The organism is Nocardioides oceani (genome assembly GCF_030412965.1).
Lineage (GTDB): Bacteria > Actinomycetota > Actinomycetes > Propionibacteriales > Nocardioidaceae > Nocardioides > Nocardioides oceani.
The window spans coordinates 190,365-215,977 of record NZ_JAUHJQ010000005.1; the positions used below are offsets into that span (position 1 = coordinate 190,365).

At 73.9% G+C, this 25,613-nt stretch carries 26 protein-coding genes; 13 read left to right on the forward strand and 13 right to left on the reverse strand.

What is annotated here, in order from left to right:
• Positions 1-151 precede the first annotated feature (151 nt).
• Positions 152-517, forward strand: a complete 366-nt coding sequence (locus tag QWY28_RS14065) for a DUF1330 domain-containing protein (protein WP_300953185.1) — start codon at positions 152-154, stop codon at positions 515-517.
• A gap of 27 nt (positions 518-544) precedes the next feature.
• On the opposite strand, the gene QWY28_RS14070 is transcribed toward QWY28_RS14065, so the two are convergent.
• Positions 545-1,642, reverse strand: a complete 1,098-nt coding sequence (locus QWY28_RS14070) for an alkene reductase (protein ID WP_300953186.1) — start codon at positions 1,640-1,642, stop codon at positions 545-547.
• A 79-nt stretch (positions 1,643-1,721) separates the two neighbouring features.
• On the opposite strand from QWY28_RS14070, the gene QWY28_RS14075 reads away from it, so the two are divergent.
• The gene (locus QWY28_RS14075) at positions 1,722-2,105 is read left to right on the forward strand and encodes a MerR family transcriptional regulator (RefSeq protein ID WP_300953187.1); all 384 of its coding nucleotides are present in this window, start codon (positions 1,722-1,724) and stop codon (positions 2,103-2,105) included.
• A 439-nt stretch (positions 2,106-2,544) separates the two neighbouring features.
• Here QWY28_RS14075 and QWY28_RS14080 read toward each other — a convergent pair whose 3' ends face one another.
• Positions 2,545-4,188 (reverse strand): sensor histidine kinase, encoded by a 1,644-nt coding sequence (locus QWY28_RS14080; RefSeq protein WP_300953188.1) that lies wholly within the window; start codon positions 4,186-4,188, stop codon positions 2,545-2,547.
• 214 nt (positions 4,189-4,402) lie between these two features.
• Positions 4,403-5,824: a type I glutamate--ammonia ligase gene (glnA, locus tag QWY28_RS14085; protein WP_300953189.1), complete on the reverse strand. Its 1,422-nt coding sequence runs from the start codon at positions 5,822-5,824 to the stop codon at positions 4,403-4,405.
• Between the two features lie 194 nt (positions 5,825-6,018).
• Here glnA and QWY28_RS14090 point away from each other — a divergent pair, with 194 nt between their 5' ends.
• Positions 6,019-6,438: an RDD family protein gene (locus tag QWY28_RS14090; protein WP_300953190.1), complete on the forward strand. Its 420-nt coding sequence runs from the start codon at positions 6,019-6,021 to the stop codon at positions 6,436-6,438.
• Between the two features lie 83 nt (positions 6,439-6,521).
• Complete coding sequence (locus QWY28_RS14095; RefSeq protein WP_300953191.1) at positions 6,522-7,439, forward strand: SCO4651 family lipoprotein; 918 nt, start codon at positions 6,522-6,524, stop codon at positions 7,437-7,439.
• A 109-nt stretch (positions 7,440-7,548) separates the two neighbouring features.
• On the opposite strand, the gene QWY28_RS14100 is transcribed toward QWY28_RS14095, so the two are convergent.
• Together QWY28_RS14100 and lipA are read right to left on the reverse strand one after the other, a co-directional pair.
• Complete coding sequence (locus QWY28_RS14100) at positions 7,549-8,295, reverse strand: DUF4191 domain-containing protein (RefSeq protein ID WP_300953192.1); 747 nt, start codon at positions 8,293-8,295, stop codon at positions 7,549-7,551.
• Positions 8,296-8,346: 51 nt separating this feature from the next.
• Positions 8,347-9,291, reverse strand: coding sequence for a lipoyl synthase (gene lipA, locus QWY28_RS14105; RefSeq protein ID WP_300953193.1), 945 nt, complete (start codon positions 9,289-9,291; stop codon positions 8,347-8,349).
• Positions 9,292-9,378: 87 nt separating this feature from the next.
• Here lipA and QWY28_RS14110 point away from each other — a divergent pair, with 87 nt between their 5' ends.
• On the forward strand, positions 9,379-9,867 hold the full coding sequence (locus QWY28_RS14110) for an SRPBCC domain-containing protein (protein WP_300953194.1): 489 nt from the start codon (positions 9,379-9,381) through the stop codon (positions 9,865-9,867).
• Between the two features lie 25 nt (positions 9,868-9,892).
• Here QWY28_RS14110 and QWY28_RS14115 read toward each other — a convergent pair whose 3' ends face one another.
• The 3 genes from QWY28_RS14115 to lipB are packed head-to-tail and all read right to left on the reverse strand — an operon-like array spanning position 9,893 to position 12,591.
• On the reverse strand, positions 9,893-10,858 hold the full coding sequence (locus QWY28_RS14115; RefSeq protein WP_300953195.1) for an ABC-2 transporter permease family protein: 966 nt from the start codon (positions 10,856-10,858) through the stop codon (positions 9,893-9,895).
• The gene (locus QWY28_RS14120; RefSeq protein WP_300953196.1) at positions 10,855-11,805 is read right to left on the reverse strand and encodes an ABC transporter ATP-binding protein; all 951 of its coding nucleotides are present in this window, start codon (positions 11,803-11,805) and stop codon (positions 10,855-10,857) included. The genes QWY28_RS14115 and QWY28_RS14120 overlap by 4 nt, the downstream gene beginning before the upstream one ends.
• Before the next feature lie 57 nt (positions 11,806-11,862).
• On the reverse strand, positions 11,863-12,591 hold the full coding sequence (lipB, locus tag QWY28_RS14125) for a lipoyl(octanoyl) transferase LipB (protein ID WP_300953197.1): 729 nt from the start codon (positions 12,589-12,591) through the stop codon (positions 11,863-11,865).
• 61 nt (positions 12,592-12,652) lie between these two features.
• On the opposite strand from lipB, the gene QWY28_RS14130 reads away from it, so the two are divergent.
• The 3 genes from QWY28_RS14130 to QWY28_RS14140 are packed head-to-tail and all read left to right on the forward strand — an operon-like array spanning position 12,653 to position 14,353.
• Positions 12,653-13,135: a hypothetical protein gene (locus QWY28_RS14130; protein ID WP_300953198.1), complete on the forward strand. Its 483-nt coding sequence runs from the start codon at positions 12,653-12,655 to the stop codon at positions 13,133-13,135.
• 43 nt (positions 13,136-13,178) lie between these two features.
• Complete coding sequence (locus QWY28_RS14135) at positions 13,179-13,691, forward strand: GNAT family N-acetyltransferase (protein ID WP_300953199.1); 513 nt, start codon at positions 13,179-13,181, stop codon at positions 13,689-13,691.
• Positions 13,692-13,714: 23 nt separating this feature from the next.
• Positions 13,715-14,353 carry a maleylpyruvate isomerase family mycothiol-dependent enzyme gene (locus QWY28_RS14140; protein ID WP_300953200.1) on the forward strand — a complete coding sequence of 213 codons (639 nt, stop codon included), beginning with the start codon at positions 13,715-13,717 and terminating at the stop codon, positions 14,351-14,353.
• On the opposite strand, the gene QWY28_RS14145 is transcribed toward QWY28_RS14140, so the two are convergent.
• From QWY28_RS14145 to lpdA, 3 genes are all read right to left on the reverse strand, one after another.
• Positions 14,334-15,224, reverse strand: coding sequence for a TIGR01777 family oxidoreductase (locus QWY28_RS14145; protein ID WP_300953201.1), 891 nt, complete (start codon positions 15,222-15,224; stop codon positions 14,334-14,336). The genes QWY28_RS14140 and QWY28_RS14145 overlap by 20 nt on opposite strands.
• 69 nt (positions 15,225-15,293) lie before the next feature.
• Positions 15,294-17,198 (reverse strand): 2-oxoglutarate dehydrogenase, E2 component, dihydrolipoamide succinyltransferase, encoded by a 1,905-nt coding sequence (gene sucB / locus QWY28_RS14150; protein WP_300953202.1) that lies wholly within the window; start codon positions 17,196-17,198, stop codon positions 15,294-15,296.
• Positions 17,199-17,228: 30 nt separating this feature from the next.
• Positions 17,229-18,620, reverse strand: coding sequence for a dihydrolipoyl dehydrogenase (lpdA, locus tag QWY28_RS14155; protein ID WP_300953203.1), 1,392 nt, complete (start codon positions 18,618-18,620; stop codon positions 17,229-17,231).
• Positions 18,621-18,739: 119 nt separating this feature from the next.
• Here lpdA and QWY28_RS14160 point away from each other — a divergent pair, with 119 nt between their 5' ends.
• Entirely contained in the window at positions 18,740-19,099 is a 360-nt protein-coding gene (locus QWY28_RS14160) for a hypothetical protein (protein WP_300953204.1), read from the forward strand.
• Between the two features lie 84 nt (positions 19,100-19,183).
• On the opposite strand, the gene QWY28_RS14165 is transcribed toward QWY28_RS14160, so the two are convergent.
• Both QWY28_RS14165 and QWY28_RS14170 read right to left on the reverse strand, forming a co-directional pair.
• The gene (locus QWY28_RS14165) at positions 19,184-20,218 is read right to left on the reverse strand and encodes a MerR family transcriptional regulator (RefSeq protein WP_300953205.1); all 1,035 of its coding nucleotides are present in this window, start codon (positions 20,216-20,218) and stop codon (positions 19,184-19,186) included.
• Positions 20,219-20,299: 81 nt separating this feature from the next.
• Positions 20,300-21,811, reverse strand: coding sequence for a leucyl aminopeptidase (locus QWY28_RS14170; protein WP_300953206.1), 1,512 nt, complete (start codon positions 21,809-21,811; stop codon positions 20,300-20,302).
• Positions 21,812-21,851: 40 nt separating this feature from the next.
• Between QWY28_RS14170 and gcvT the strand changes: the two genes are divergently transcribed.
• From gcvT to QWY28_RS14190, 4 genes are read left to right on the forward strand one after another with little or no spacing between them, the layout of a single operon-like run.
• Positions 21,852-22,979 carry a glycine cleavage system aminomethyltransferase GcvT gene (gene gcvT / locus QWY28_RS14175; protein WP_300953207.1) on the forward strand — a complete coding sequence of 376 codons (1,128 nt, stop codon included), beginning with the start codon at positions 21,852-21,854 and terminating at the stop codon, positions 22,977-22,979.
• The gene (locus tag QWY28_RS14180) at positions 22,976-23,233 is read left to right on the forward strand and encodes a hypothetical protein (RefSeq protein WP_300953208.1); all 258 of its coding nucleotides are present in this window, start codon (positions 22,976-22,978) and stop codon (positions 23,231-23,233) included. Before gcvT ends, QWY28_RS14180 begins: the two co-directional genes overlap by 4 nt.
• Before the next feature lie 27 nt (positions 23,234-23,260).
• Entirely contained in the window at positions 23,261-24,751 is a 1,491-nt protein-coding gene (locus tag QWY28_RS14185; RefSeq protein WP_300953209.1) for a hypothetical protein, read from the forward strand.
• Between the two features lie 9 nt (positions 24,752-24,760).
• Complete coding sequence (locus QWY28_RS14190) at positions 24,761-25,612, forward strand: PhzF family phenazine biosynthesis protein (protein ID WP_300953210.1); 852 nt, start codon at positions 24,761-24,763, stop codon at positions 25,610-25,612.
• Position 25,613: the final 1 nt, after the last annotated feature.

The following is a 25,613-nucleotide window of genomic DNA, read 5'->3' on the forward strand; positions in this document are numbered from 1 at the left end:
TGCCGATCGGCCCAGCCACACCCGTTCGGGTGTAGTTGCTCGACACGGTCGTCTGCGGCGACGGCCCGGGTCGCTGCAGGTGGCTGAGGGTCCGTGTGACGCAGGCGTCCTGGTCCGCCGGCTGTCGGCGCCCGGGTGGCAGGATCGCGGCATGGCGATCAACCCGCGCGGCTCGGACCTCAAGCGATACCTGCAGGAGGACCCCGGAGGTCCGGTGGTGATGCTGAACCTCCTGCGCTTCGCCGAGGACGGGCGCGCGTCCTACGAGCAGTACGCCCGCGCCCTCGAGGAGACGTTCCTGCCCCGGTACGGCGCCGAGGTGCTGTACGCCGGCGACGGGTCGACCTCGCTCGTCGCCGAGCACGGCCAGGACTGGGACGCCGTGCTCCTCGTGCGCTACCCCTCGCGCCAGGCGTTCAGCAAGATGGTCGCCGACCCGGAGTACCAGGAGGTCACCGCGTTGCGCACCGCCGCGCTGACGGAGGCCGTCCTCCAGGCCACCGTTCCCTGGACCTGACGGCCGTCGGGCGCCCGCGCCCGCGGCTCAGGCGGTGTGCCGGTAGCCGGGGTAGTCGAGGTAGCCCGCGCTGCCGCCGCCGTAGAAGGTCGCGGGGTCGGCCTCGGCGAGCGGCAGGCGGAGGCGGAGCCGCTCGACGAGGTCGGGGTTGGCCAGGTAGGCGCGGCCGAAGCTGACCAGGTCGGCGCCGAGGCCGAGCCAGTGCTCGGCGGACTCGCGGTTGGTGGGCACGGGGCCGTAGGGGGACTCGCCGCGCTGCAGCCAGGTGCTTGGGTTGACCATGAAGGTGCCGCTCCAGCGCCGGCGCAGACCGACCATGGTGGGCTCGTCGGTGGTGGCCTCGAGGTGGACGTAGGCCAGGTCCAGGCGGTCGAGCTCGTCGAGCAGGGCGCCGTAGACGGCGGGCACGTCCTCCTCGACGACGCCCCAGAGTCCGGCGCCGGGGGAGAGGCGGATGCCGGTCCGGTCGGCGCCGATCGCGTCGGCGGTGGCCTCGACGGCCTCGACCGCGAAGCGGATGCGGTTGCGGATCGAGCCGCCGTAGGAGTCGGTGCGCAGGTTGGCGTTGGACGACAGGAACTGGCCGATGAGGTAGCCGTTGGCGCCGTGGAGCTCGACGCCGTCGAAGCCCGCGTCGACGGCGCGGGAGGCCGCCTCGGCGTACGACCTGGCCTGCTCGGGGACCTCGGCGGTCTCCAGGGCGCGGGGCACCGGCGCGGACTGGGGCCCGGCGGGGGTGAAGACCGTGGCGTCGACGGCCACGGCGGAGGGGCCGACCGGCTGCAGGCCGCTGACGGACTCGTGCCCGACCCGCCCGCCGTGCATCAGCTGGGCGAAGATCCTCCCGCCGTTGGTGTGCACGGCATCGGTGACCGGCCGCCAGGACGCGGCCTCCGCATCGGTGCGCAGACCGGCCGCGCCGGGGTTGGCGGTGCCGACGCGGTTGGGCTGGATGGCGTCGGAGATGAGGAGCCCGGCGGTGGCGCGCTGGGCGAAGTACGTCGCCATCAGGTCGGTGGCGTACCCGTCGGCGGTGCCGCGGATGCGCGACATCGGTGCCATCACGACCCGGTTCGGGAGGAGGAGCTTGCCGAGCTGGTGGGTGTCGAAGAGCGAGGTGGTCATGCCGCGACGGTAGGACCTACCATTGACGTCAGAGGCAAGTCGACGACCGTCGGTGTGAGCCGGTTCACGAGGGGTGCGGATGAGGATCGGCGAGCTGGCCGAGCGGTCGGGGGCGAGCGTCCGGTCGCTTCGCTACTACGAGGAGCAGGGGCTGCTGACCTCCGAGCGCAGCGCGTCGGGTCAGCGCCACTACGACGAGGACGCGGTCGAGCGGGTGGCGCTGCTGCGGAAGCTGTACGCCGCCGGCCTCACCAGCCGGGTGATCACCGAGCTGATGCCGTGCGTCCACGCGCCGAGCCTCGAGACCAGCGACGTGGCGTTCGCCCGGATGCTCGCCGAGCGCGAGCGGCTCGAGGCCCACATCGCCGAGCTGACCGCGACGCTGCGCGCCCTCGACGACGTCATCGCGATCAACCGCCGCTGGCGTGCGCTGGAGGCCGACGGGGCCGGCGCGACGACCTGAACGGCGGGGTCCCGGTCCGGTGCGTCACCCGTTGGGGTGCGGCTGGATCCGCGAGGTGGGAGCACCGGTGCGGGACGACGCTCAGCAAGCGGCGTCACCGACCCGTTGTCGCAGAGGTGCTCGACCATGCGCCGATCCCAGCCCCTTCCGCTCGCCGGTCTCGATGGCCAGTGCGCCACCCACCAGTTCATCCGGGTCCACGGCCGTCGCCCGACACCCGAGGAGCTCGCTCGCTGCCGGCAGCTGTCCCCGTCAGCCGCGGCTCGACCGCCGGGCCGCCCCGTCCCGGCATGGTCGCCCGGCGGGGTCGCCGGACTGGTGCGCCGGGAGGTGGCTCGCCTCGTCGCTCGCCTGTAGCGCGCGCCGGCCCCGCGACGCCGGCCCACCGGAGGACCGCCGGGCTCCCTCGACCACGGTCCGGCGGCCGACGCCGGCGGCGTCAGGAGTCGACCGGGAGGCTGACGGTGACCGTGGTGCCGACGCCGGGGGCCGACACCAGCTCCACGGTGCCGCCGTGGGCCCGGGTGAGCTGCTGCACCAGCGTCAGACCCAGGCCGGATCCCTGGATGGCCCGTTGCTGGGCCTCGTGGGCTCGGAAGAACGGCTCGAAGACCCGCTCCTGCTCGTCGCGGCCGATGCCGATGCCGGTGTCGCGGACGACCACCTGCACCCCGCCCGACGCACGGCGCACGCTCAGGGTGATGCCCTCGCCGTCCGGGGTGTACTTCGTGGCGTTGGTGAGCAGGTTCTCGATGATCCGCTCGATCTCCACGGCGTCCCCGCGGACCGACGCCGGCCGCGACGGCAGGTCGAGGTGCATCGCGAGCTCCCGCCCGACCAGACGCGGGCCGAGGGACTCCCACGCCTGCCGGGCCGCCTCGGCGACGTCGACCGTGCGCCAGGCCGGCGTGTACTCGTTCGCGTTGATCTGGGAGAGGGTCAGCAGGTTCGCGACGAGCTCGAGCAGCCGCTGGCTGTTGCGGCTCACCCGGTCCAGCAGCGAGTGCTGGCGGTCGGTCATGGGGCCGCCCTCGCCGTCGGCGAGCAGCTCGGTGTAACCGATGATGTTGGCGACCGGCGTGCGCAGCTCGTGGCTCGCGGTCGCGATGAACTCGTGCCGCGCCCGGTCGAGCACCTTCATCTGCTCCACGATCGCCTCCTGCTTGTGCAGGGCGTCCTTGAGCAGCTTCTCGGCGCGGTGGCGTGCGCTCACGTCGTCGCAGATGAGCATGGTGCCCGTTTCGGTGCCGTCGTCGGCGCGGACGGTGGTACGCCGCACCGACACCACGCGCTGCTCCCCGGTCGCGTCGGTGAGCAGCCAGTCCTCGGCGCCGTCCGGCGTACCCCGTCCGCTGACCGGGTGCCACGCGTGCGTGAGGTCGTCCAGGTGCAGGTCGGTGAGCAGGCCGGGGTCGAGCCCGAGCAACGAGCCGGCACCCCGGTTGACGAAGGTGACGATCCCGTGGCGGTCGGCGGCGATGATCGCGGTGCTGGTGTTGTCCATGGCGCCGCGGACCGCCCCCTGCACGCCGTGCTGCAGGCGCTCCGCGGCGGCTCGGCGCACCCGGTGCGCGATGTCGGCCTCGAGGATCTCGGCGAGGTCGGCGAGCGCCAGCAGGTCGCCGGGCGTCCAGTCGTGCGGAGCGGGGTCCGCCACGCAGATGGTGCCGATGACGGTTCCGTCCGGGTGCCGGACGGGGTGCCCGGCGTAGGCGATGACGTCGTTCTCGAGGACACCCGGGTGACGCGCCAGCTCGGGGTGCGTCCTGGCGTCGGTGACGACGAGCGGAGCGTCGTTGGCGACGACGTACTGGCAGAAGGAGTGCGACAGCGGCGTCTGTCGTGCTTCCTCCAGCGCCCCGGCGAGCCCCTGGGCGCTGGCGAACACCTGACGGGTCGGCTCGACGACCGTGACGAGCGCGACCGGTGCTCCGGTGCTCTGACCCGCCAGGCGGGTGAGCCGGTCGAGCACGGGGTCCGTGCGGAGCTCGGTCAGCCCGGACTCGCGGAGCGCGGCCAGGTGCGAGGCGGACTCGAGGCGCCCGACGGGCACGCTGAAGGAGAAGCCTCGGGACGGCTCCATGAGGACACTCGTTTCGGGGGAGGGGTGTGCCGGGGATGCACGGGGGTGCACGGGGGTCGCCTCACCATCCGACCACCGGCCGGCTCGCCGTGCACGACGAACGCCATCCGAGTGGCCAAGGCAACAGACGCCACGAGGGCCCCGGCGGTGCCGGGGCCCTCGTGGACGGAACGGGGTTCGCGCGCGGTGCGCGCCGACGATCAGCTGCCGACGATCAGATGTCGTAGTAGAGCTCGAACTCGTGCGGGTGCGGACGCAGCTGCACGGGCGCGATCTCGTGGGTGCGCTTGTAGTCGATCCAGGTCTCGATCAGGTCGGGCGTGAAGACGTTGCCGACGGTGAGGAACTCGTGGTCCGCCTCGAGGGCGTCGAGGACCGCACCGAGGCTGGTCGGGACCTGGTCGATCTCGGCCATCTCGTCCGGCGGGAGCTCGTAGATGTCCTTGTCGATCGGCGCGGCCGGCTCGATCTTGTTCTTGATGCCGTCGAGGCCGGCGAGCATGAGCGCGGAGAACGCGAGGTAGGGGTTCGCCGACGGGTCGGGGAACCGGGTCTCGATGCGCTTGGCCTTCGGGTTCGAGCCGGTGATCGGGATGCGCACCGACGCGGAGCGGTTCCGCGAGGAGTACACGAGCGAGATCGGGGCCTCGAAGCCGGGGACGAGACGGTGGTAGGAGTTCACCGTCGGGTTGGTGAAGGCCAGCAGCGACGGGGCGTGGCGCAGGATGCCGCCGATGTACCAGCGGGCCATCTCCGAGAGGCCGCCGTACCCGGTCTCGTCGTAGAACAGCGGCTCGCCGTTCTTCCACAGCGACTGGTGCACGTGCATGCCCGAGCCGTTGTCGCCGAAGATCGGCTTCGGCATGAAGGTGACCGACTTGCCCTGCTCCCAGGCGGTGTTCTTGATGAGGTACTTGAACTTCATGACGTCGTCGGCGGCACGGAGCAGCGTGTCGAAGCGGTAGTTGATCTCCGCCTGGCCGGCCGTGCCGACCTCGTGGTGGGCCCGCTCGACGAGGAGGCCGCAGGCCTCGAGGTTCTTGACCATGTCCGCGCGCAGGTCGCTGTAGTGGTCGTAGGGCTCGACGGGGAAGTAGCCGCCCTTGAGGCGGGTCTTGTAGCCGAGGTTGTCGTCGCCCTCCTTGCCGGAGTTCCACCAGCCCTCGACGGAGTCGATGTGGTAGTAGCCCTCGTTGACGCCGGTGGAGTACCGGACGTTGTCGAAGATGTAGAACTCCGCCTCCGGCGCGAAGAACGCGGTGTCGGCGACGCCCGTGGTCTCGAGGTAGGCCAGCGCCTTGCGCGCGATGTTGCGCGGGTCGCGGGAGTAGGCCTCGCCCGTGATCGGGTCGTGGATGAAGAAGTTCAGGTTCAGCGTCTTCGACTTGCGGAAGGGGTCGATGTACGCCGTCGTCGGGTCCGGGAACAGCGACATGTCGGACTCGTTGATCGCCTGGAACCCGCGGATGGAGGAGCCGTCGAAGCCGAGGCCGTCCTCGAAGACGCTCTGGTCGAACGACGAGACCGGCACGGTGAAGTGCTGCATCACTCCCGGCAGGTCACAGAAGCGGACGTCGACCATCTCGACGCCCTCGTCCTTGATGTACTTGAGCAGCTCGTCGCTGTTCTGGAACATTCGTCCTCCTGTGGCTGCGACTGGGCCGCGAGCCGGCGAAATCTCTCGGGTCGTGCCGGCCGGGGCGGCTCTGCACCGGACGACTGCCGCCACCCTCTCCGGGGGCGGTTTCTCGACCATATCCGCATTGTTTCAGGCGTGTAACAGGTGTCCCCTCGTCCAGCCCTCCGCAGCGCCCGCCTAGGCTCTCGTCCGTGACGACGGCAGCCCCCGGCCCCCGCTTCGAGACGGCCTCGTGGGCCCGCCGCATCGCCGCGCTCGCGGTCGACTGGCTGGCCTCGACCCTCGTCGTCATCGCCTTCATCGGGCTCGACGCCTACACCGAGACCGGCAGTCCCGCGCCGGCGTACGTCCTGGCGGTGTACGTCGTGGAGTCGGCCGTCCTCACCTGGCTGGTCGGCGGCAGCTTCGGCAAGGTCGCCACGCGGCTGCGCGTGGTGCGGGCCGACCTCGGCACCCGGCCGCTGAACCCGCTGGTGCTGCTGGCCCGCCAGGTCGGGATCGCGCTGGTCGTCCCGCCGCTCGTCTACCGACCCGACGGCCGCGGCCTGCACGACGTCCTGGCCGGCACCGCGACCGTCACGCTGCAGGTCTACCGCTCGCTCGGCCGCTGAGCCGGGCCCGCGCCGCAGGTTTGGCCGGCCGGGGCCGCGGGACATGCTGGGGGAGTCAGCACCGCGAACCCGAAAGGCACGACGTGACCCGTCCGCTCCGCACCCGCCGCCTCCTCGCCGCCATCGCGGTGGCGCCGCTCCTGTCGACCGCGCTCGTCGCGTGCGGCGGTGACGGCGACAGCGACGAGGCGAGCGACCCCGCCACGACGACCAGCGCCACCGCCGAGGCCGACCCGACCGAGGAGGAGGCCGACGACGCCGCCGAGGCCACCGACCTCGAGGAGGGCCAGGACGTCCCGGCCTCGCAGTTCGTCGACATCATCGCCGCCGGCGTGGAGGCGTCCACGACCGCGCGGATGACCACCACGTCGTCCTTCGGCGGCCAGCAGTCGACCAGCGAGGGCGTCGTCGACTACACGACCAGCCCGCCGTCGATCTCGATGACGACCACCATCCCCGGCGGTGGCCCCGAGACCGAGGTCATCTCCGTCGACGGCATCAGCTACGTCTCGCTGGGCCAGCTCAGCGGCGGCAAGTACTGGAAGATCGACCCCTCCGACCCGAACGGCCCCCTGGCCGGACTGGGCATGGACCAGCTGCTCAAGCAGAGCGACCCGCTCTCCTCGCTGCAGGCGATGGAGGACGGCATCCAGCAGGTGACGTACGTCGGCGAGGAGGACGTCGACGGCCGCGACCTCGACCACTTCGAGATGACCGTGGACCTCAGCGCGTCGCTGGAGAGCCTCGGCGCCGAGCTGCCGAAGCAGGCGCTGCAGGGCATGCCGAAGACCATCTCGTACGACGTGTGGCTCGACGAGGAGGGCCGGTTCGGCCAGATGGTCATGGAGCTGCCGGTGATGGGGCAGACCACGACCACCGAGATGACCGTGGACGACTGGGGCACCGACGTGACGATCGAGGCGCCGCCGACCGACCAGGTCACCGACATGCCCGACCCGAGCCAGATGATGCAGCAGATGCAGCCCACCCCGGCCGCCTGAGCACCGGCAGGACACCAGGAAGGCACAGCACCCGCACGCAGGAACAGGCACGCCCCCGGCCGATCGGCCGGGGGCGTGTCCGTCGTACGGGCAGCTGGGGGGATGCGGGTCAGCGACCGCGCAGGTTGCCGCGCATCCCCTTCATCGAGGTGGGGACGGGGCCCTTCGGCAGCGGGATGTTCGAGCGGGTGGCGTCGAGCGCCTTGAGCCGGCTGAGCACGTCGGTCATCTCGGCGGGCTTGACCTGGCGGCCGAGCTTCTGCACGTGGCGCACCAGCTTCGGCAGCGGCACCTGGCCCTCGCCGTTGCCGCAGACGACCTCGTGGATCGGCACGTCGGCGGCGACGCGCTCGTGCTTGCGGTGCTCGGTGACGAGCAGCTGCTTGATCCGGTTGGGGCTCGAGCCCTCGCCGACGAGCACGATGCCCGGAGGGCCGACCACGCGGTGGACGACGTCCTGGTTCTTGTTGAACGCGATGACCGGGTCGGCCTTCCAGCCCCGGCGGAGCATGCGCAGGGCGGCGGCCGCGGCCCCGGGCTGGCCCTCCATCTGCTGGTAGGCGGCGTTCTGGGCGCGCCGGCCGAAGACGATCATCGCGGCCAGGGAGCCGGCCAGCAGGGAGCCGACGACGGCGAGGGCCCAGCCGATGATGCCCTCGCCGGGCAGCAGCCAGAAGACCAGGAACCCGAGGAAGCCCGCGACGAGCGCGGCGCCGAAGGTGTAGAGGCCCACCCGCTTGTCGTTGCGGCGGGTCATCTTGTAGGTCTCGACCAGCTGCTGCCGACGGTTCATGTCGGCGGCCGAGGCGGGGGCCGAGGTCGTTGCGGCGGTCTTCTTGGAGGCGTCCTTGGCCATGGGGGTCGTTCGTGCCCTTTGCTGTCGTGCCGAGGTGAGCGGGACCGCCGGTCAGGCGGTGGCGACGCCCGCGCGGGCGTCCATGGCCCGACGGTACAGCCGCCCGGCGCGGTAGGACGAACGCACCAGCGGGCCCGAGAGGACGCCGGAGAAGCCGATCTCCTCGGCCTCGGCGGCCAGCTCCACGAACTCCTCGGGCTTGACCCAGCGCTCCACGGGGTGGTGGCGCACCGAGGGGCGGAGGTACTGGGTGATGGTGATCAGCTCGCACCCGGCCTGGTGCAGGTCGCGCAGCGCCTGGCTGACCTCCTCGCGGGTCTCGCCCATGCCGAGGATGAGGTTGGACTTGGTGACCAGGCCGAAGTCGCGGGCCTGGGTGATGACGTCGAGGGAGCGCTCGTAGCGGAACGCGGGGCGGATCCTCTTGAAGATCCGCGGCACGGTCTCCACGTTGTGGGCGAGCACCTCGGGGCGGGACTCGAAGACCTCGGTCAGCAGGTCGGGCCTGCCGTTGAAGTCGGGGATGAGGTTCTCGACGCCGGTGTCGGGGTTGAGCTCGTGGATCGCGCGCACGGTCTCGGCGTACAGCCAGGCGCCGCCGTCGGGCAGGTCGTCGCGGGCGACGCCGGTGATCGTGGCGTACCGCAGGCCCATGGTCTGCACCGACTCAGCGACCCGGCGCGGCTCGTCGCGGTCGAGCGCCTGCGGCTTGCCGGTGTCGATCTGGCAGAAGTCGCAGCGGCGGGTGCACTGGTCACCGCCGATGAGGAACGTCGCCTCGCGGTCCTCCCAGCACTCGAAGATGTTGGGGCAGCCGGCCTCCTGGCACACGGTGTGCAGTCCCTCGGACTTCACCAAGCCCTGGAGGTGCTTGTACTCCGGCCCCATCTTCGCCCGGGTCTTGATCCACTCCGGCTTGCGCTCGATCGGGGTCTCGGCGTTGCGGACCTCGAGGCGGAGGAGCTTTCTTCCTTCAGGGGCGGGAGCCTGCGTCACTCCTTCACTGTACGCCGCCGGGCGGCACGGACCCGTACCGGCGGGGGAGCCCGGCGAGGGCGCCCGCCGCGGGTGCACGATGGGTGCATGCCCGCTCCCACCGGCCGCGTCGTCGGCGGCACCCTGATGCTCACCCGCCACCTCCCGCTGCCCGCCGCCGAGGTCTGGGCCGCGGTGACCGAGCCCGAGCGGCTCGAGCGCTGGATCGGCACCTGGACCGGCGACCCGGCCGAGGGGTCGGTCATGTTCACGATGACCGCCGAGGGCGAGCACGCCCCGACCGAGCAGATGACGATCAGCGTCTGCGAGCACCCGCAGCGGCTGGTGCTGGTCTCCCGCGTCGGCGACGACTGGTGGGACCTCGAGCTGGAGCTCGGCGCCGCGACCGACGGCGGCACCCTGCTCACCTTCAAGCAGCCCGGCATCGACCCTGCGGCGGCCGAGAGCGTCGGCCCGGGCTGGGAGTACTACCTCGACCGGCTCGTCGTGGCGGCCACCGGCGGCGACGTGGCGGCGGTCGACTTCGACCGCGACTACTACCCGGCGATGGCCGAGCACTACCGCCGGATCGGCTGAGCGCGGCGCCGACGGGCGGCAGCGGTCAGGGCACGTCGCGGCGGCGGAACGACAGCACCGACGTCGCCCCGACCAGCAGCAGGCCGGCGCCGAGGTAGGTCGCCCCCTGCCAGCCGGGCAGCTCGCGGGAGTCGTCACAGGTCGAGCCCTCGGCCGGGCGGGTCGGCTGGGGCTGCTGGTAGCACGACGGTGGGACGTCGACGTAGTAGGACGAGCCGTTGCGCAGGACCGCCGCGGCGTTGTCGAGCGGCTCCCACTCGCCGCTGATCGGCAGCGCGTCGACGAGGAACAGCGAGGCGAACCCGAGGGCCAGGACGACGCCGAGGGTCGCGACCGTGCTGCGCAGGAGCATGGTGAGCGCGTAGCAGCCGAACGCCGCGCCCGCCGCGATGCCGGCGCCGCGCAGGCCCTGGGCGAGCGAGTCGGTCAGCGAGCCGTCGGCGACCGGCAGGTCCCGTGCGCGCATCGCCGCCCAGATCGTCAACCAGTACGCCGTGCTGACGACGGTCGCCACCACGGCGGCCAGGCCGGTGACCGCGACGGCCTTGGCCACCCAGACGCGGACCCGTCGCGGTCGGAACAGCAGCTGGTTGCTCATCGAGCCGCTGTTCCAGTCGTGCCCGGCGAAGGTCGTGGCCGCCAGCATGAGCAGCACCACCAGCACGCCGGTGACGCCGACCCCCGCCCCCGCGCGCTCGCCGGCCAGGCTGAGGTCGCGCCGGGAGGTCTGCCAGCCGACGACGACCTCGGCGCACCGGGTCTCCGCGCGCGCCGGCCGGACGCCGTACTGCCGGGGCCTGCGCTCGCACCGCTCGATCTCCTGCGCCGACGCCGCGCGGACGGCCGCCTCCTCCTCCGCGGAGACCGGGCGGGTGTCCCACAGCGTCGCCGCGGTGATGAGCGCCGGGACGACCAGGCAGGCGAGCAGCAGCAGGAGCACGGCCCGGCGCCACCGCAGCCGGGTCAGCTCGACGCGGACCAGCGAGCTCATCGGGCCGCCTCCTCGGTGGTCGCGGGCCGGCCGGGGGCGTCGTCGGCGGTCAGCTGCAGGAAGATCGACTCCAGGTCGGGCCGCAGCGGCGTCAGCTCGCTGAGCCAGATGTCGCGTGCGGCGAGCAGCCGGGTCACCGCCGCCGGGTCCTCGGTCTCCACGCGCAGCACGCCCGGGTCGCCGTCGTCGGCGGTCACCGGCACGCCGGCCCGCTCGAGCGCGGCGGTCGCGGCGGCCGGGTCGGGGACGACGAGGCGGTGCACGGTGCTGCCGCCGAGCAGGTCGTCGACGGTGCCGGAGGCGAGCAGCCGGCCGTGGCCGACGATCGTGGCCGAGGTGCAGACCTGCTGGACCTCGGCGAGGATGTGCGAGCTGAGCAGGACGGTCACGCCGGCCTCGCCGAGCCCGCGGATCGTCTCGCGGATCTCGCGGATGCCGGCCGGGTCGAGCCCGTTCGTCGGCTCGTCGAGGATCAGCAGCGCCGGCTCCTTGAGCAGGGTCGCCGCGATCGCGAGGCGCTGCTTCATGCCGAGGGAGAAGGCCTTGTACCGGTCGCGCTCCCGCCCGGTCAGCCCGACGGTCTCCACCGCGGCGTCGACCCGGGCGTCGGGCACGCCGATCGAGCGGGAGAGGAGCAGGAGGTTCTGGCGGCCGGTGAGGTTCGGGGAGAACTTCGGGGACTCCACCACCGCGCCGACCCGGTCGACGACGTGGGGCAGCCGGTCGGGCACCGGCTGGCCGAGCACGCGCATGGTGCCGCGCGTGGCCCGGGCGAGACCGAGCAGCATCCGGATCGTCGTGGTCTTGCCCGAGCCGTTGGGACCGAGGAAGCCGTGCACCCCGCCGGCGGGCACGGCCAGGTCGAGGTCGGCCACGGCCACGCGCACGCCGCGGCGGGTCCGGAACTCCTTGCGGAGCCCCTGGGTCTCGATCGCGAGGTCGGGCACGCCCCGATCCAAGCAGCGGACCGGGGCGGCGCGGGTGGGGGCGCGCCGGGGCGGGCCCTACCGCGGGGTGACCAGCTCGATGCGGGGGCCGCGGCCCGGCTCGGGCCGCGCGTCGTAGTCCGGCGTGGCGGCGTACGGCTCCCAGGCGAGGTACGTCGCCAGGTGCCGCTCGACGAGGGGCAGGACGTCGGCGGTGGTGACGCGGCGGCCGAGCTCCGCGGTCAGCGTGGTCACCCCGGCGTCGGCGATGCCGCAGGGGACGAACCGGTCGTACCAGCCGAGGTCGACGTCGCAGTTGAGCGAGAACCCGTGCATGGTCACGCCGCGGCTGACCCGGATGCCGATAGCCGCGATCTTCCGCTCCGGGCCGCGGTCGTCGGCCCGCAGCCACACGCCGCTGCGGCCGGGGACGCGGGCGGTGGTGACGCCGAGGTCGGCGCAGACCGCGATGAGCGCCTCCTCGACCCGGCGGACGTAGTCGACGACCTTGACGTGGTCGGGGAGCGTGACGATCGGGTAGCCGACCAGCTGGCCGGGGCCGTGGAAGGTGATCTTCCCGCCGCGGTCGACGTCGACGACCTGCGCGCCGCCGGGGTCCAGCGGTCGCTCGTGCGGGTCGGTGCGCTTGCCGGCCGTGTAGACCGGCGGGTGCTCGAGCAGCAGGACGGTGGGCGGCGCGGTGCCGTCCGCGACCTCGGCGTGGACCTCGCGCTGGAGGTCCCAGGCGGCGAGGTAGTCGAGGGCGTCGTCCCCGAGGCCGACCGTGCGGAACGTCAGCGTGCTCACCCGTTCGACTCTACCTGTGGACGAGCGGCCGCGGCCCCCGCCTCGTGGGTAGGTGAACGGGGTGCGCCGACCCCTCCTGCTGCTCGTCTCCGTCCTCGCCACCGCGGCGCTCGTCGTGCCCGGGGTGCTCCTCGCGGACGGCCCGGCGCCGCCGCTGCGTCCGGTCGCGGCGCAGGGTCCCGACGCCCGCGCGGTGCTGGCCGCCTGGGACCGGCGCCGGTCGGCCGCCTGGGCGGCGGGTGACCGCGCCGCGCTGGGGCGGCTCTACACCCCGGGCTCGGCGGCCGGTCGGCACGACCGCGCGATGCTCGGGCGGTGGGCCGGGCGCGGGCTCGTCGTCGAGGACCTGGGGCTCGCGCTGCTCTCGGTGGACGTGCTGGAGGCCGCCACGCACCGGCTGGTCCTGAGGGTGACCGACCGGATGACCGGCGGCCGGGCGGTCGGGCGCGGGCTCGACGTGCGGCTGCCCGAGGACGGCCCGAGCACGCGGACGCTGACGCTGGTCCGGGTCGGCGAGGCGTGGCTCGTCGACGAGGTGCGGTGAAACCCGTGTGACGGGTGGGACGGGTGCCTGGGAGGATCGGGGCATGACCGAGCTGCGACTGCGACCCCTGCGGACCGAGGACGAGGCGGAGGCCGTGCGCGCGCACCACGAGCTGGTCGCCGACGACTTCGAGCTCCTCCTCGGCTGGTCGCCCGAGCGGCCGTGGGCGGACCTGCTGGCCCAGTACGAGCGCGAGCGGCTCGGCACCGACCTGCCCGAGGACCGGGTGCCGGCCGCGTTCCTCGTCGCGGAGGTGGGCGGCGAGCTGGTCGGCCGGACGTCGATCCGCTTCGCGCTCAACGACTGGCTGGCGACGTACGGCGGGCACGTGGGGTACGGCGTCCGGCCGGCGCACCGCCGACGCGGCCACGCCACCGAGATCCTGCGCCAGTCGCTGGTCGTGGCGCGGGCGGGCGGGGTGGACCGGGTGCTGGTCACCTGCGACGACGACAACGTGGCGTCCGCCGCCACCATCGAGCGCTGCGGCGGCGTGCTGGAGGACCGCGTCGAGCAGCCGGACGGCGGCCCCGTGAAGCGGCGGTACTGGATCGACTGAGCCCCGCCGCGCCAGGATGCGGCGTGGACATCTTCGAGGAGATCGCCGACGAGCGTCGCACCCTGGCCGCCCTGGTCTCCGGGCTGACGCCCGAGGAGGAGGCGACCCGCAGCCTGTGCACCGCGTGGAGCGTGCGCGAGGTCGTCGCCCACCTCGTCGTGCCGCTGGAGGTGGGCCTGGCGGGGTTCGCGGTCGCCATGGTGCTCACCGGCGGCAGGTTCGACCGGGCCAACGTCCACCTGGCCCGCCGGCACGCCCGCCGGTCCACCAAGGAGCTCGTCGCGGTGCTGCGGCAGCGGGCGGACTCGCGGTTCACCCCGCCGGGCATGGGGCCCGAGGCGCCGCTCACCGACCTGCTCGTGCACGGGATGGACATCCGCTGGCCGCTCGGGCTGCACCGCGACGTACCGGCGGAGCGGGTGCGGACCTCGCTGGACTTCCTGACCAGCGCCGCCGGGCGCGGCCTCGTGCCACGGGGGACCTCCGACGGGCTGCGGTTCGAGGCCGACGACGTCGGCTGGGCCCACGGCGGCGGGCCGACGGTGCGCGGCGCTGCCGACGCGGTGCTGCTGGCGCTCGCCGGGCGGCCCGCGGCGCTCGACCACCTCGCGGGCGACGGCGTGCCGACGTTGCGGGACCGGCTCAGCGCAGCCCGGCGGTGAGCACCGCGGTGACGTCGCGGTCGGAGAACTCGAAGCCGGCCGCCTCGAGCGCCGCCGGGCGCACGTTGAGCGAGCCCAGCAGCTCCGGCGCCATCGCGCCCGCGCCCAGCCGCAGTGCGACCGACGGCACCGGCAGCACCGCCGGGCGGTGCACCGCCCTGGCGAGGGCCTTCGTGAACTCCGCGTTCGTCGGCGTCTTCGGGCAGGTGAGGTTGACCGGCCCGCTGACGGTCTCGTGCTCGGTGAGGAAGACCACCGCGTCGACCCAGTCGCGCAGCGAGATCATCGGCATGTGCTGGCGGCCGCTGCCGAGCCGCGCGCCGAGGCCGGCGCGGAACAGCGGCGCGAGCAGCTTCAGCGGGGCCGCGCGCCGGTCCATCACCGGCGCGGTGCGCAGGTAGCAGACCCGTGCGCCGGCCTCGACCGCCGGCTGCGCGGCCGCCTGCCAGTCGCGGGTCACGTCGGTGAGCAGCGCGTGCCCGCGGCTGTCGGAGTCCTCGGTGAGCACCTGGTCGCCGTGGTCGCCGTAGTAGGAGATGCCGTTGCCCGCGAGGTACGCCGGCGGGCTGGCCGCCTCGGCGACCGCCCGGGCGAGCACCCGTGTGGAGGCCACCCGGCTCTCGCGCAGCTCGCGCGCCCACTGCGCCGAGTGCGGGTTGCCCAGCGTGGGGGAGCCCGCGAGGTTGACCACCACGTCGGCCCCGTGGACCGCGGCCCGGTCGTAGGTGCCGGACCCCGGGTCCCACGCCGCCTCGTCGGGCGCGGTCGGCACGCGACGTACGAGCCGGGTGACGTCGTGGCCGCGGTCGTGCAGCGCGTCGACGAGGTGGCTGCCCAGGAAGCCGGAGGAGCCGGCGATCACGATCCGCATGCCGCGAGCCTCCCAGGACGCACAAGGGCCCGGGACCTCGTGGTCCCGGGCCCTGGCGCCGTCAGCGACTCAGACGTCGAAGACGCCGGCCTCCAGGCGCTTCTTGACGTCCTGCAGGAAGCGGCCCGCGTCGGCACCGTCGACCAGGCGGTGGTCGTAGGTCAGCGCGAGGTAGACCATGTGGCGCACCGCGATCGTCTCGCCGAGGTTCGGGTCGTCGATGACGACCGGGCGCTTGACGACCGCGCCCGGGCCGAGGATCGCGACCTGCGGCTTGTTGAGGATCGGGGTGTCCCACAGGGCGCCCACGCTGCCGAGGTTGGTGATCGTGAAGGTGCCGCCGGACAGCTCGTCGGGACCGATCTTGTTGGTCCGCGTGCGCTGCGCGACGTCGGCGATCTTCTTGGCCAGGCCGGCGATCGACAGGTCGCCCGCGTCCTTGATCACCGGGGTGATCAGGCCCTTCTCGGTGTCCACCGCGATCGCGAGGTTCTCGCGGTCGTAGTAGGTGACCTCACCGGCGTCGGTGTCGATCCCGGCGTTGAGCTTCGGGTGCTGCTTGAGCGCGTCGATCGAGGCCTTGGCGAAGAACGGCAGGTACGACAGCTTGACGCCCTCCCGCGCCTGGAAGTCGTTCTTCACCGACTCGCGCAGCCGCGCGATGTTGGTGACGTCGACCTCGACCACCTGCGTGAGCTGGGCGGTGGTCTGCAGCGAGTCGACCATGCGCTCGGCGATGATCTTGCGCAGCCGGCTGATCTTCTCGGTCGTCCCACGCAGCGGCGAGGGGGTGACCGACGGGGCCTGCTGCTGGCTCGCGGCCGGGGCCGCCTGCTGCGCCGCGGGCTGGGCGGGGGCCTGCTGGGCCTGCTGCTGGGCCTTCGCCGCGTCGAGCACGTCCTGCTTGCGGATGCGGCCACCCACGCCGGTGCCCTCGACCGTCGACAGGTCGACGTCGTGCTGGGCGGCCAGCTTGCGGACCAGCGGGGTGACGTACCCGGCGCCGTCGGCGGTCTTCTCCGAGCGCGCCTGCTCCTTGTCGCCGGAGGTGTCGCTCGAGGAGCGCTCGCCGGTGCTCGGCGACTGCGAGCTGGGGGCGGGTGCGGTCTCCGCGGCCGGCTCGTGGTCCTTCTCGGGCTCGGGCTGCTCGGTGGCGGCCTCGCCCTCGTCGGTCGGCTGGCTCGGCTTGGTCTCCTCCTCGGCCGGGCTCGGCTCGGCGGGCTTCTCCTCGGCCTGCGGAGCGGGCTTCTCCTCGGCCTGGGCCGGGGCGGCGCCCTTGTCGCCGATGATCGCCAGCTCGGCGCCGACCTCGACCGTCTCGTCCTCCTCGGCCTTGATCTCGAGCAGCGTGCCCGCGACCGGCGAAGGGATCTCGGTGTCGACCTTGTCGGTGGAGACCTCGAGGAGCGGCTCGTCGACGGCGACCTCGTCACCGACCGACTTCAGCCACCGGGTGACGGTGCCCTCGGTGACCGACTCGCCGAGCGCCGGCAGCGTGACCGGCGTACCGCCGCCACCGCCGCCCGTCCCGCCGCCACTGTCACCGCTGTCACCGCTGCCGCCGGACGCGGCGGGGGAGTCGGACTTCTCCGCCTCGGGGGTCTCGTCGCCGGGGGGCAGGTCGCCGGTCTCGTCGGCGATCTCCTGCTCCTGCTCGGCCTTCTTCTCCGCCTGCTCCTCGTCCTTCGGCTGCGCCTCGGGCTCGGCGGAGCCGGACGCGTCGCCGGCGGACTCGCCCTCGTCGCCGATGACCGCGAGGACGGCGCCGACCTCGACCGTGTCGTCCTCCTGCGCCTTGATCTCGAGCAGGGTGCCCGCGACGGGGGACGGGATCTCGGTGTCGACCTTGTCGGTCGAGACCTCGAGCAGCGGCTCATCGACGGCGACCGAGTCACCCACGGACTTCAGCCAGCGGGTGACGGTTCCTTCGGTGACGGATTCCCCGAGGGCCGGGAGGTTGACTTCGGTGGCCATGAGTTCCTTCGCTCTTCGTGGTTGCGGTGATCAGGAGTGCGCGTGCAGGGGCTTGCCGGCGAGGGCGAGGTGGGCCTCGCCGAGCGCCTCGTTCTGCGTGGGGTGGGCGTGGACGAGCGGGGCGACGTCCTCCGGGTACCCCTCCCAGCCGTAGATGAGCTGGGCCTCGCCGACGAGCTCGCCGACCCGCTCGCCGACCAGGTGGATCCCGACGACGGGACCGTCCACGCGGCGTACGAGCTTGACGAAGCCCTGCGTCTTGAGGATCTGGCTCTTGCCGTTCCCACCGAGGTCGTACGTCGCCGTCGCGATGCCGTCCGCGCCGTAGCGCTCGGCGGCGGTCCGCTCGTCGAGGCCGACCGAGGCGACCTCGGGCGAGGAGTACGTCACCCGGGGGATCGCGGTCTCGTCGACCGGCCGCGGGTCGAGCCCGGCGATGTCCTCGGCGACGAAGATGCCCTGCTGGAAGCCGCGGTGGGCCAGCTGCAGGCCGGGGACGATGTCGCCCACGGCGTACACGCCCTCCACGTTGGTGCGGCAGCGCTCGTCGGTCAGCACGAACCCGCGCTCCATCGCGACGCCCTGCTCGTCGTACCCCAGCCCCTCGGTGACCGGCCCGCGGCCGACCGCGACGAGCATCAGCTCGGCCTCGACGACGCTCTGCTCGCCGGCCTCGGTCTCCACGGTCACGGCGACGCCGTCGTCGGTGCGCGCGACGGACTGGAAGCGGGTGCCCGTGCGGAAGGCGATGCCGCGCTTGCGGAACGCACGCTCCAGCGCCTTGGAGCTCGCCTCGTCCTCGGCCGCGACGAGCCGGGGCAGCGCCTCGACGATCGTCACCTCGGCGCCGAAGCTGCGCCACACGCTCGCGAACTCGCAGCCGATCACGCCGCCGCCGAGCACCACGACGCTGCTCGGCACACGGTCCAGGCGCAGCGCGTGGTCGGAGGTCAGCACGCGCTCGCCGTCGACCTCCAGGCCGGGGAGGCTGCGGGCGTGGGAACCGGAGGCCAGCACGACGTGCCGGCCGGTCACCGTGGTGTCGCCCACCGTGACCTGCCGGGGGCCGGTCAGCCGACCCTCGCCCTCGAGCACGGTGATCCCGCGGCTCCTCACCAGGCCGGTGAGGCCCTTGAAGAGGCGGCTCACGACGCCGTCCTTGTAGGCGTTGACGCCGCCCATGTCGATGCCCTCGAGCGTGGCGCGGACGCCGAACTGCTCGGCGTCGCGGGCGCTGTCGGCGACCTCCGCGGCGTGCAGCAGCGCCTTGGTCGGGATGCAGCCGACGTGCAGGCAGGTGCCGCCGACCTTGCCCTTCTCGACGAGTCCCACGGTCAGCCCGAGCTGCGCGGCGCGCAAGGCACACGCGTAGCCGCCGGAGCCCGCACCGAGGATCAGTACGTCGTAGTCGGCGTCGGCCACCTTGGTCCTTCCCTGAGTCGGCCTCGGCTCCTCTGGATCGCAGGGGAGCGCCCGACCATCTTTGCACCCTTTCCGGGCGTGTCCACACCGGGTCGGGCCGGCCCCGGCAGACTGGTGCCATGGCATGGACCGACCGTTTCCGACGACGCCCGCGGACGAGCAAGCCCGCCGGCGATGGCTACCGCACCGGCTCCACCCGCGTGCGTGCGTCGGACAAGGTCGACGAGCAGCACCTGCGCACCTGGGTCGAGGTACGCCGCGGTGTCGAGGGGTTCGTCGAGCCCCGCACCGCCGTCAGCGACGTGACCCTCCTGCTCGTCGCCCACGACGGCGAGTGGACCCGCCGGCGCGTGCCGTCGGTCGAGTGGGCCCACCGCTTCTGCAACAGCCACCAGATCCCCTCCTACGACGCCGCCGTCGTCGGCATCCCGCAGCGCATGCGCGACTTCAACCGTCGCCGCAAGCAGCAGGGGCTGTAGCCCGGTCCGCCGGTCGGGCAGGAGGTGCCCGGCGCCGGCCGTCGACACCCGGCACGGGGCTCGGCCGGCCGCGACGGGGGAGGGTCAGCTCCCCAGGTCCACGACGACCACCGACCAGTTGTCCGGGGCGCCTGCGGCCACGACGGCGTCGGCCACCGCGTCGGCGACGGCTGCGGCGTCGACGTCCGCCGCGAGGAGGCCGGCCAGCTCGGCGGGATCGAGCACGGAGTGCACCCCGTCGGTGGTGAGGACCAGCCGGTCGCCCGGCTCGGTGACGCGGACGGCGAGGTCGGCGTCGGCGGAGGTCTCCGCCCCCAGCGCCCGGTTCAGCACCACGCGCCGGTCGTCGAGCCGGGCCTCGTCGGCCGAGAGCCGTCCCTCGTCGACGAGCGTCTGCACGACGGTGTGGTCACGGGTGAGCCGTTCGAGCCGTCCCTGGCGGACGAGGTGGGCACGGGAGTCGCCGAGGTGCGCGAGCAGGACCTCGCGTCCCTCGACGACGACCGCGGTGATCGTCGTGCCGTCGTCGGGGGTCCCGGCTGCGGCGACGACGGCGTCGGCGGCCCGGCGTACCGCCTCGTCCAGCTCGGTGACGGAGCGGGGCGAGCCGAGGGCGGCCAGCGCCGCCTCGGCGACCCCCGGGGTGCGGCCGAAGCCGTCGGCGACGGCGAGGAGCCCGCCGTCGGCGCGGACCGCGTCGAGCTGGACGTCACGGCCGCCGGTGCCGGTGCGGGCGGCGCTGGTGAAGGGCGTGGTGGGTGCGTGGGACATGGGTTCCTCCTCGGTGGACAGCTCCTCGACGAGGTCCGCCACGATGCGGCGGGCGGTGGCGGTGTCCGCCTCGACCTGGCGCCAGTACGACGTCAGCTCGGCCGCCGCGGCGAGCGGCGGCAGGTCGGCCACGACCCGGATCCGGGCCAGCGGCATGCCGGCCAGCCGGAGCCGGGCGACCAGCCTGGCCCGGTCGAGCTGGTGGCGCGCATAGCGCCGGTAGCCACTGGCCGGGTCCACCTCGACGGGGACGAGCAGCCCCATCTCGTCGTAGAGCCGCAGCGCCTTGGGCGTGAGCCCGCTGGCGCGCGCGAAGTCGCCGATCGGGAGCAGTGCTGCGTCCGCCATGTCGCCTCCTCGTCACCGGCGCGGGTGCGCCGGTGACGGCACCGTGGTGCCTGCCCCAGGGGCAGGGTCAAGCGTCCCGGCTCAGCCCTTCGCGACGAGCGCCCGGGCGTAGTCGACGAGGGTCGCGACGGCGACGCCGGTGCCGCCGGAGGTGACGTGGCCCGACGGTCCGCCGGAGGCGAAGGCCGGCCCGGCGATGTCGAGGTGGGCCCACGGCAGGCCGGCGGTGAACTCGCGCAGGAACGCGGCGGCGTACAGCCCGCCGCCCCAGCGGATCCAGTCGTGCTGGGCGAGGTCGGCGATCTTGCTGGAGGTGATCCGTTCGCGCATGTGCTCGGGGATCGGCATCGGCCAGAACTCCTCGCCCGCGGTGACCGCGGCGTCGAGCACGTCCTGGACGACCGTCTCGCTCCCCATGACGCCGGAGACCTTGTCGCCCAGGGCGACGACCATGTGGCCGGTCAGCGTGGCGACGTCGAGGATCGTGTCGGGCTGCTGCTCGGTCGCGCGGACGATAGCGTCGGCGAGGACGAGGCGGCCCTCCGCGTCGGTGTTGAGGATCTCGACGGTGGTGCCGCCGTAGATGCGGAGGACGTCGCCGGGGCGGGTGGCGTTGCCGGAGATCATGTTCTCGGCCATCGGCACGAACGTCGACAGCTTGATCGGCAGCCCGAGCGCGGCGATCGCCAGCGTCGCCTGCACGACCGCGGCGGCTCCGGCCATGTCGGACTTCATCTCGTGCATGCTCTGCGCCGGCTTGATGGACAGGCCGCCGGAGTCGAACGTGATGCCCTTGCCGACCAGCGCCAGGTGGTGCTTGGCGCCGCGCGGCGCGTAGGTCAGCTCGACGAGCCGCGGCGGGGCGTCGGAGCCGGCGCCCACGCCCAGCAGGCCGCCGCAGCCGAGCTCCGCGAGCGCAGCCTCGTCGTGGACGGTGACGCCGATCTTGGGGGCGCCGCGGCCCTTGGTGGCGGCCTTGGTCGCGGCGACGACCGCGTCGGCGAAGGCCGGCGGCCGCAGGTCGCCCGGGGGAGTGTTCACCCAGTCGCGGGTCGCGGCGACGGCGTCGGCCACCACCTGCGCCTCCTCCAGTGCGGCCGTGGCCTCCTTGCGGCGGGCCGCGGGGGTCAGCACGACCACGTCGGCGGGGGCGGACTCCCGGGCGTCCTTCGCGTCCTTCTTGTACGCCGTGAACGCGTAGCCGCCGAGGCGGTGGCCCTCGACGACCGCGCGGACCAGCTCCGGCGTGCCGGCGGGCAGCGCGACCGCGACCGAGGCCGCGTTGGTCACCGCGCGGGCGGCGGCACCGGCGGCGCGACGTACGCCGGCGGGCGTGGCCTCCTTGCCGAGCCCGACCAGCACCAGCAGGGGAGTGGCGACCGTGTCGGCGGTCGGGACCTTGACGACCTCGCCGGCCTTGCCGGTCACGCCGAGCGTGGAGAGCAGCGGACGCAGCTTGCGCCCGTAGGCCTTCGCGACGTCGTCGCCGCCGTCCGCGAGCTCGGGGCCGTCGGCGCCCTGCAGGACACCGACCACCACCGCGTCGGCCTTGGTCTTGGCAGGGCTGGCGTTGCGCAGCGTGTACGACGTCACCCGAGGAAGGATAGACAGTCGCTGGGGTAGGTTCCCCGGCATGGCTGGAGACCCCACCCCGGACCCCTCGCTGCTGCGGTCGCCGCTGCACGAGCGCCACGCGGCGCTGGGCGCCAAGATGGCCGAGTTCGGCGGCTGGTCGATGCCGCTGGAGTACGCCGCCGGCACGGTCAAGGAGCACACGGCCGTGCGCGAGGCGGTCGGCCTCTTCGACGTCAGCCACCTCGGCAAGGCGCTCGTGTCGGGGTCCGGCGCCGCGGCGTACGTGGACGCCACGCTGACCAACGACCTCGGCCGGATCGCGCCGGGCAAGGCGCAGTACACGCTGTGCTGCGACGAGGAGACCGGCGGCGTGGTCGACGACCTCATCGTCTACCTCCACGACGACGAGCAGGTCCTGCTCGTGCCGAACGCCGCGAACACCGCCGAGGTGGTCCGCCGCCTCGAGGCGCAGGCGCCCGACGGCGTGGCCGTCGAGGACCAGCACCGCGACCACGCGGTGCTCGCCGTCCAGGGGCCGCTCAGCGACGAGGTGCTGTCCGCCGCGGGCCTGCCGGTGGGGCACGACTACATGTCGTTCGTGGTGGCGCCGTTCGAGGGCTCCGAGGTCGTGGTGTGCCGCACCGGGTACACCGGTGAGCGCGGCTACGAGCTGATCGCGCCCGTCGGGGTCGCCGTCGCGCTCTGGGACGCGCTCGTCGCCGCGGGCGAGCCGCACGGCCTGCAGCCCTGCGGCCTGGGCTCCCGCGACACGCTGCGCACCGAGATGGGCTATCCGCTGCACGGGCAGGACATCTCGCTCGACGTCACGCCCAACGAGGCGCGCCTCGGGTGGGCCGTCGGCTGGTCGAAGCCGGCGTTCTGGGGCCGCGACGTGCTGCTCGCCGAGCGCGAGGCCGGTCCCAAGCGCGTCCTGCGCGGGCTGGTCGCCACCGGTCGCGGCATCCCGCGCCCCGGCATGAGCGTCTCGTTGACCGCCGACGTGCTGCTCGGCGAGATCACCTCGGGGACCTTCTCGCCGACGCTGCGCAAGGGCATCGGGCTGGCGCTGCTGCCGACCTTCGTGAACCCCGAGGCGGAGGTCGGCGTCGACGTGCGTGGCCGCCGCGAGATCTTCCAGCTCACCAAGCCGCCGTTCGTCCGCACCAACGTCCGGAGCAGCGAGTGAACCTCCCCGAGCAGCCCACCACCTTCCGCGCCCCCCTGCCGGCCGAGCGGCCGTGGTGGTGGCGGCTCGAGAACGCCGCCGGCGAGGAGGTCACCGTCGAGGGCGACCTCGGCTCCGAGCGCTTCGCGAGCCAGTCCGACGCCGAGTCGTGGGTCGGGGAGGTGTTCGCGGAGCTCGCGGCCGAGGGCGTCGACGCCGTCACGCTCTTCGAGCTCGAGCGCCGCGTCTACGGCCCGATGTCGCTGCACCCCTAGCGTTCCCGGGCGAGGGCGGGAGGGCGGATGCGCGCGGACGACTTCCCCGACTACCTCGCCGCCCGCTGGGTCCCGCTCGTCCGCGTCGTCGTCCTGCTCGGCGCCAGCCCGGCGCTCGCGCACCGGGTCGTCGCCGTCGCGCTCGGCTCCGCCCGCCGCGACTGGCGTGAGCTGAGGACGGTCGGGGACCTCGACGGCGACGTGCTCGGCGCGGTGCTGCGGACGCTCGCCGACGCCCGCAAGCAGGGCCTGGACCGGACCGGGCCGGACGAGGCGCCCCACGAGCCCCACGAGCCCGACGTGCTGCGCGAAGCGCTTGCCGCGCTCGGCGCGCTGCCCGAGCGCGAGCGGACCCGTCTGGTGGTGGCCGCGCTGCTCGGCCGAGGGACGACCGACCACCCCGCGCTCCTCGACGGCGTACGCCGCGCGGCCGCGACGGTGCGCGTGGGCCCGGCGCCGGCGCCGGAGGAGCTGCCGACGCGGCTGGGACCCCGTCGCAGCGGCCGGCTGGTCGCGCTCGGGCTGGCGGTCGTGCTGGCGCTGGTCGCGGCGACGTACGCCGTCGGGGCGGTCCGCTCGCCGGACGAGCCCGAACCCGGGCCCGACCGGCCGGGGGAGCGGCTGGGCCCGCTGGGCGTCGTGGACGTCGAGAACCCGGTGCCGGTGACCTGGTGGGTCGACGGCGTCCTGCACCTGCCGTCCGGCCGGACGGACCTCGCCGGCGTCGTGGACCTGGTGGCCGTGGGCGGCGGCGTGGTCGTCGCCGACGAGGAGCAGCGGGTGGTGCACGTGGACCGGGAGGGGGCCCGCACCCTGCTCGGCACGCAGGCTCCGGGCACCGGCCTGGCCGCCCAGCACGACAGCGCGCTCGTGGCCTGGGTCGAGTCCGACGGCACGGTGGTGCTGCACGACGTGCTCGCCGGGGACGACGTGGACCGGCAGCGGCTCGACATCTTCGAGGAGGCCACCGGGGAGGTCGTGGCCGTGGACGGCAGCGTCGTGCACCTCGCCTCGGCCTTCGGCGACGTCCGCTGGGCCGCCGGCGACGACTCGACGACGGTGGCCCAGCCGCCGGTGCTCCTCGACCGCGCGGCCGGCACGGTGCTCGCGCGGCAGGGGCCGACCAGGGTCCGGGTCGAGCAGCCGTTCTTCAGCGTCGGCCACGACCTGCCGGGCCGAGGCGGGTCGCTCTCACCCGACGGCGAGGTGGTCCTCACCAGCGTCGCGGACGAGCGGTCGGCCTACGGCACGGTTCGGCTCCACGAGTCCCGCACCGGTGACCGCCTGCCCACCGGGCTCGGCGCCGAGGACGTCGTGCTCGCCTCGGCCTTCGGCGGGGACGGCACGGTCACCCACGTGGTGGCGCGGCTGCAGGACCTCCCGCGCACCGACGACTACGTCCGATCGTCGTTCTCCGGGCGGCTGGAGCTGCGCACCTGCCGGCTCGCCGACGGCCGCTGCCGCACCGACGCGACGGTGCCGGCGAGCGGGGGCGTGCCGCTCCTCGCCGCGCCGTAGGGTCGGCGCGTGCCCGTGCTGTCCTTCCGCCAGGTCGACGTCTTCTCCACCGAGCCGCTGCTCGGCAACCCGGTGGCCGTGGTCCACGACGCCGACGACCTCACCGACGAGCAGATGGCCGCCTTCGCGCGCTGGACGAACCTGTCCGAGACCACCTTCCTGCTCCGGCCGCTCGACCCCGCCGCTGACTACCGGCTGCGGATCTTCACCCCCGGCGGCGAGCTGCCGTTCGCGGGCCACCCGACGCTCGGCAGCGCCCACGCGTGGCTCGAGGCGGGCGGCGCGCCTGCCGGCGACGGCATCGTCCAGGAATGCGGCGCCGGGCTGGTGACGCTGCGCGGGGAGGACGGTGTCCTGGCCTTCGAGGCGCCGCCGCTGATCCGATCCGGCCCCGTCGACGAGGCCGACCTCGCGGCGGTCGCCACCGCGCTGCGGCTGCCGCGCGAGGACCTCCTCGACGCGGCGTGGATCGACAACGGCCCCGGCTGGGTCGGGGTCCTGCTCCGCGACGCCGCGGCCGTCCTCGCCCTGGCGCCCGACTTCGCGGCCTTCGGCGACCTCAAGATCGGCGTCGTCGGGACGTACGCCGACGGGCCGGTCGCGGTCGAGGTGCGCGCGTTCTGCCCGCAGTACGGCGTCCCGGAGGACCCGGTCACCGGAAGCCTCAACGCCGGGATCGGCCAGTGGCTCGCGGGCACGCGCCTGCCGGCGGCGTACGTCGCGGCGCAGGGGACCGCGGTCGGCCGGCGCGGCCGCGTCCACGTCACCCGCACCGGCGACGTCGTCCACGTCGGCGGCGCCACGCGCACCACGATCACCGGCACCCTGGACCTCCGACGCGACGTCGGCGCGGACGACTAGG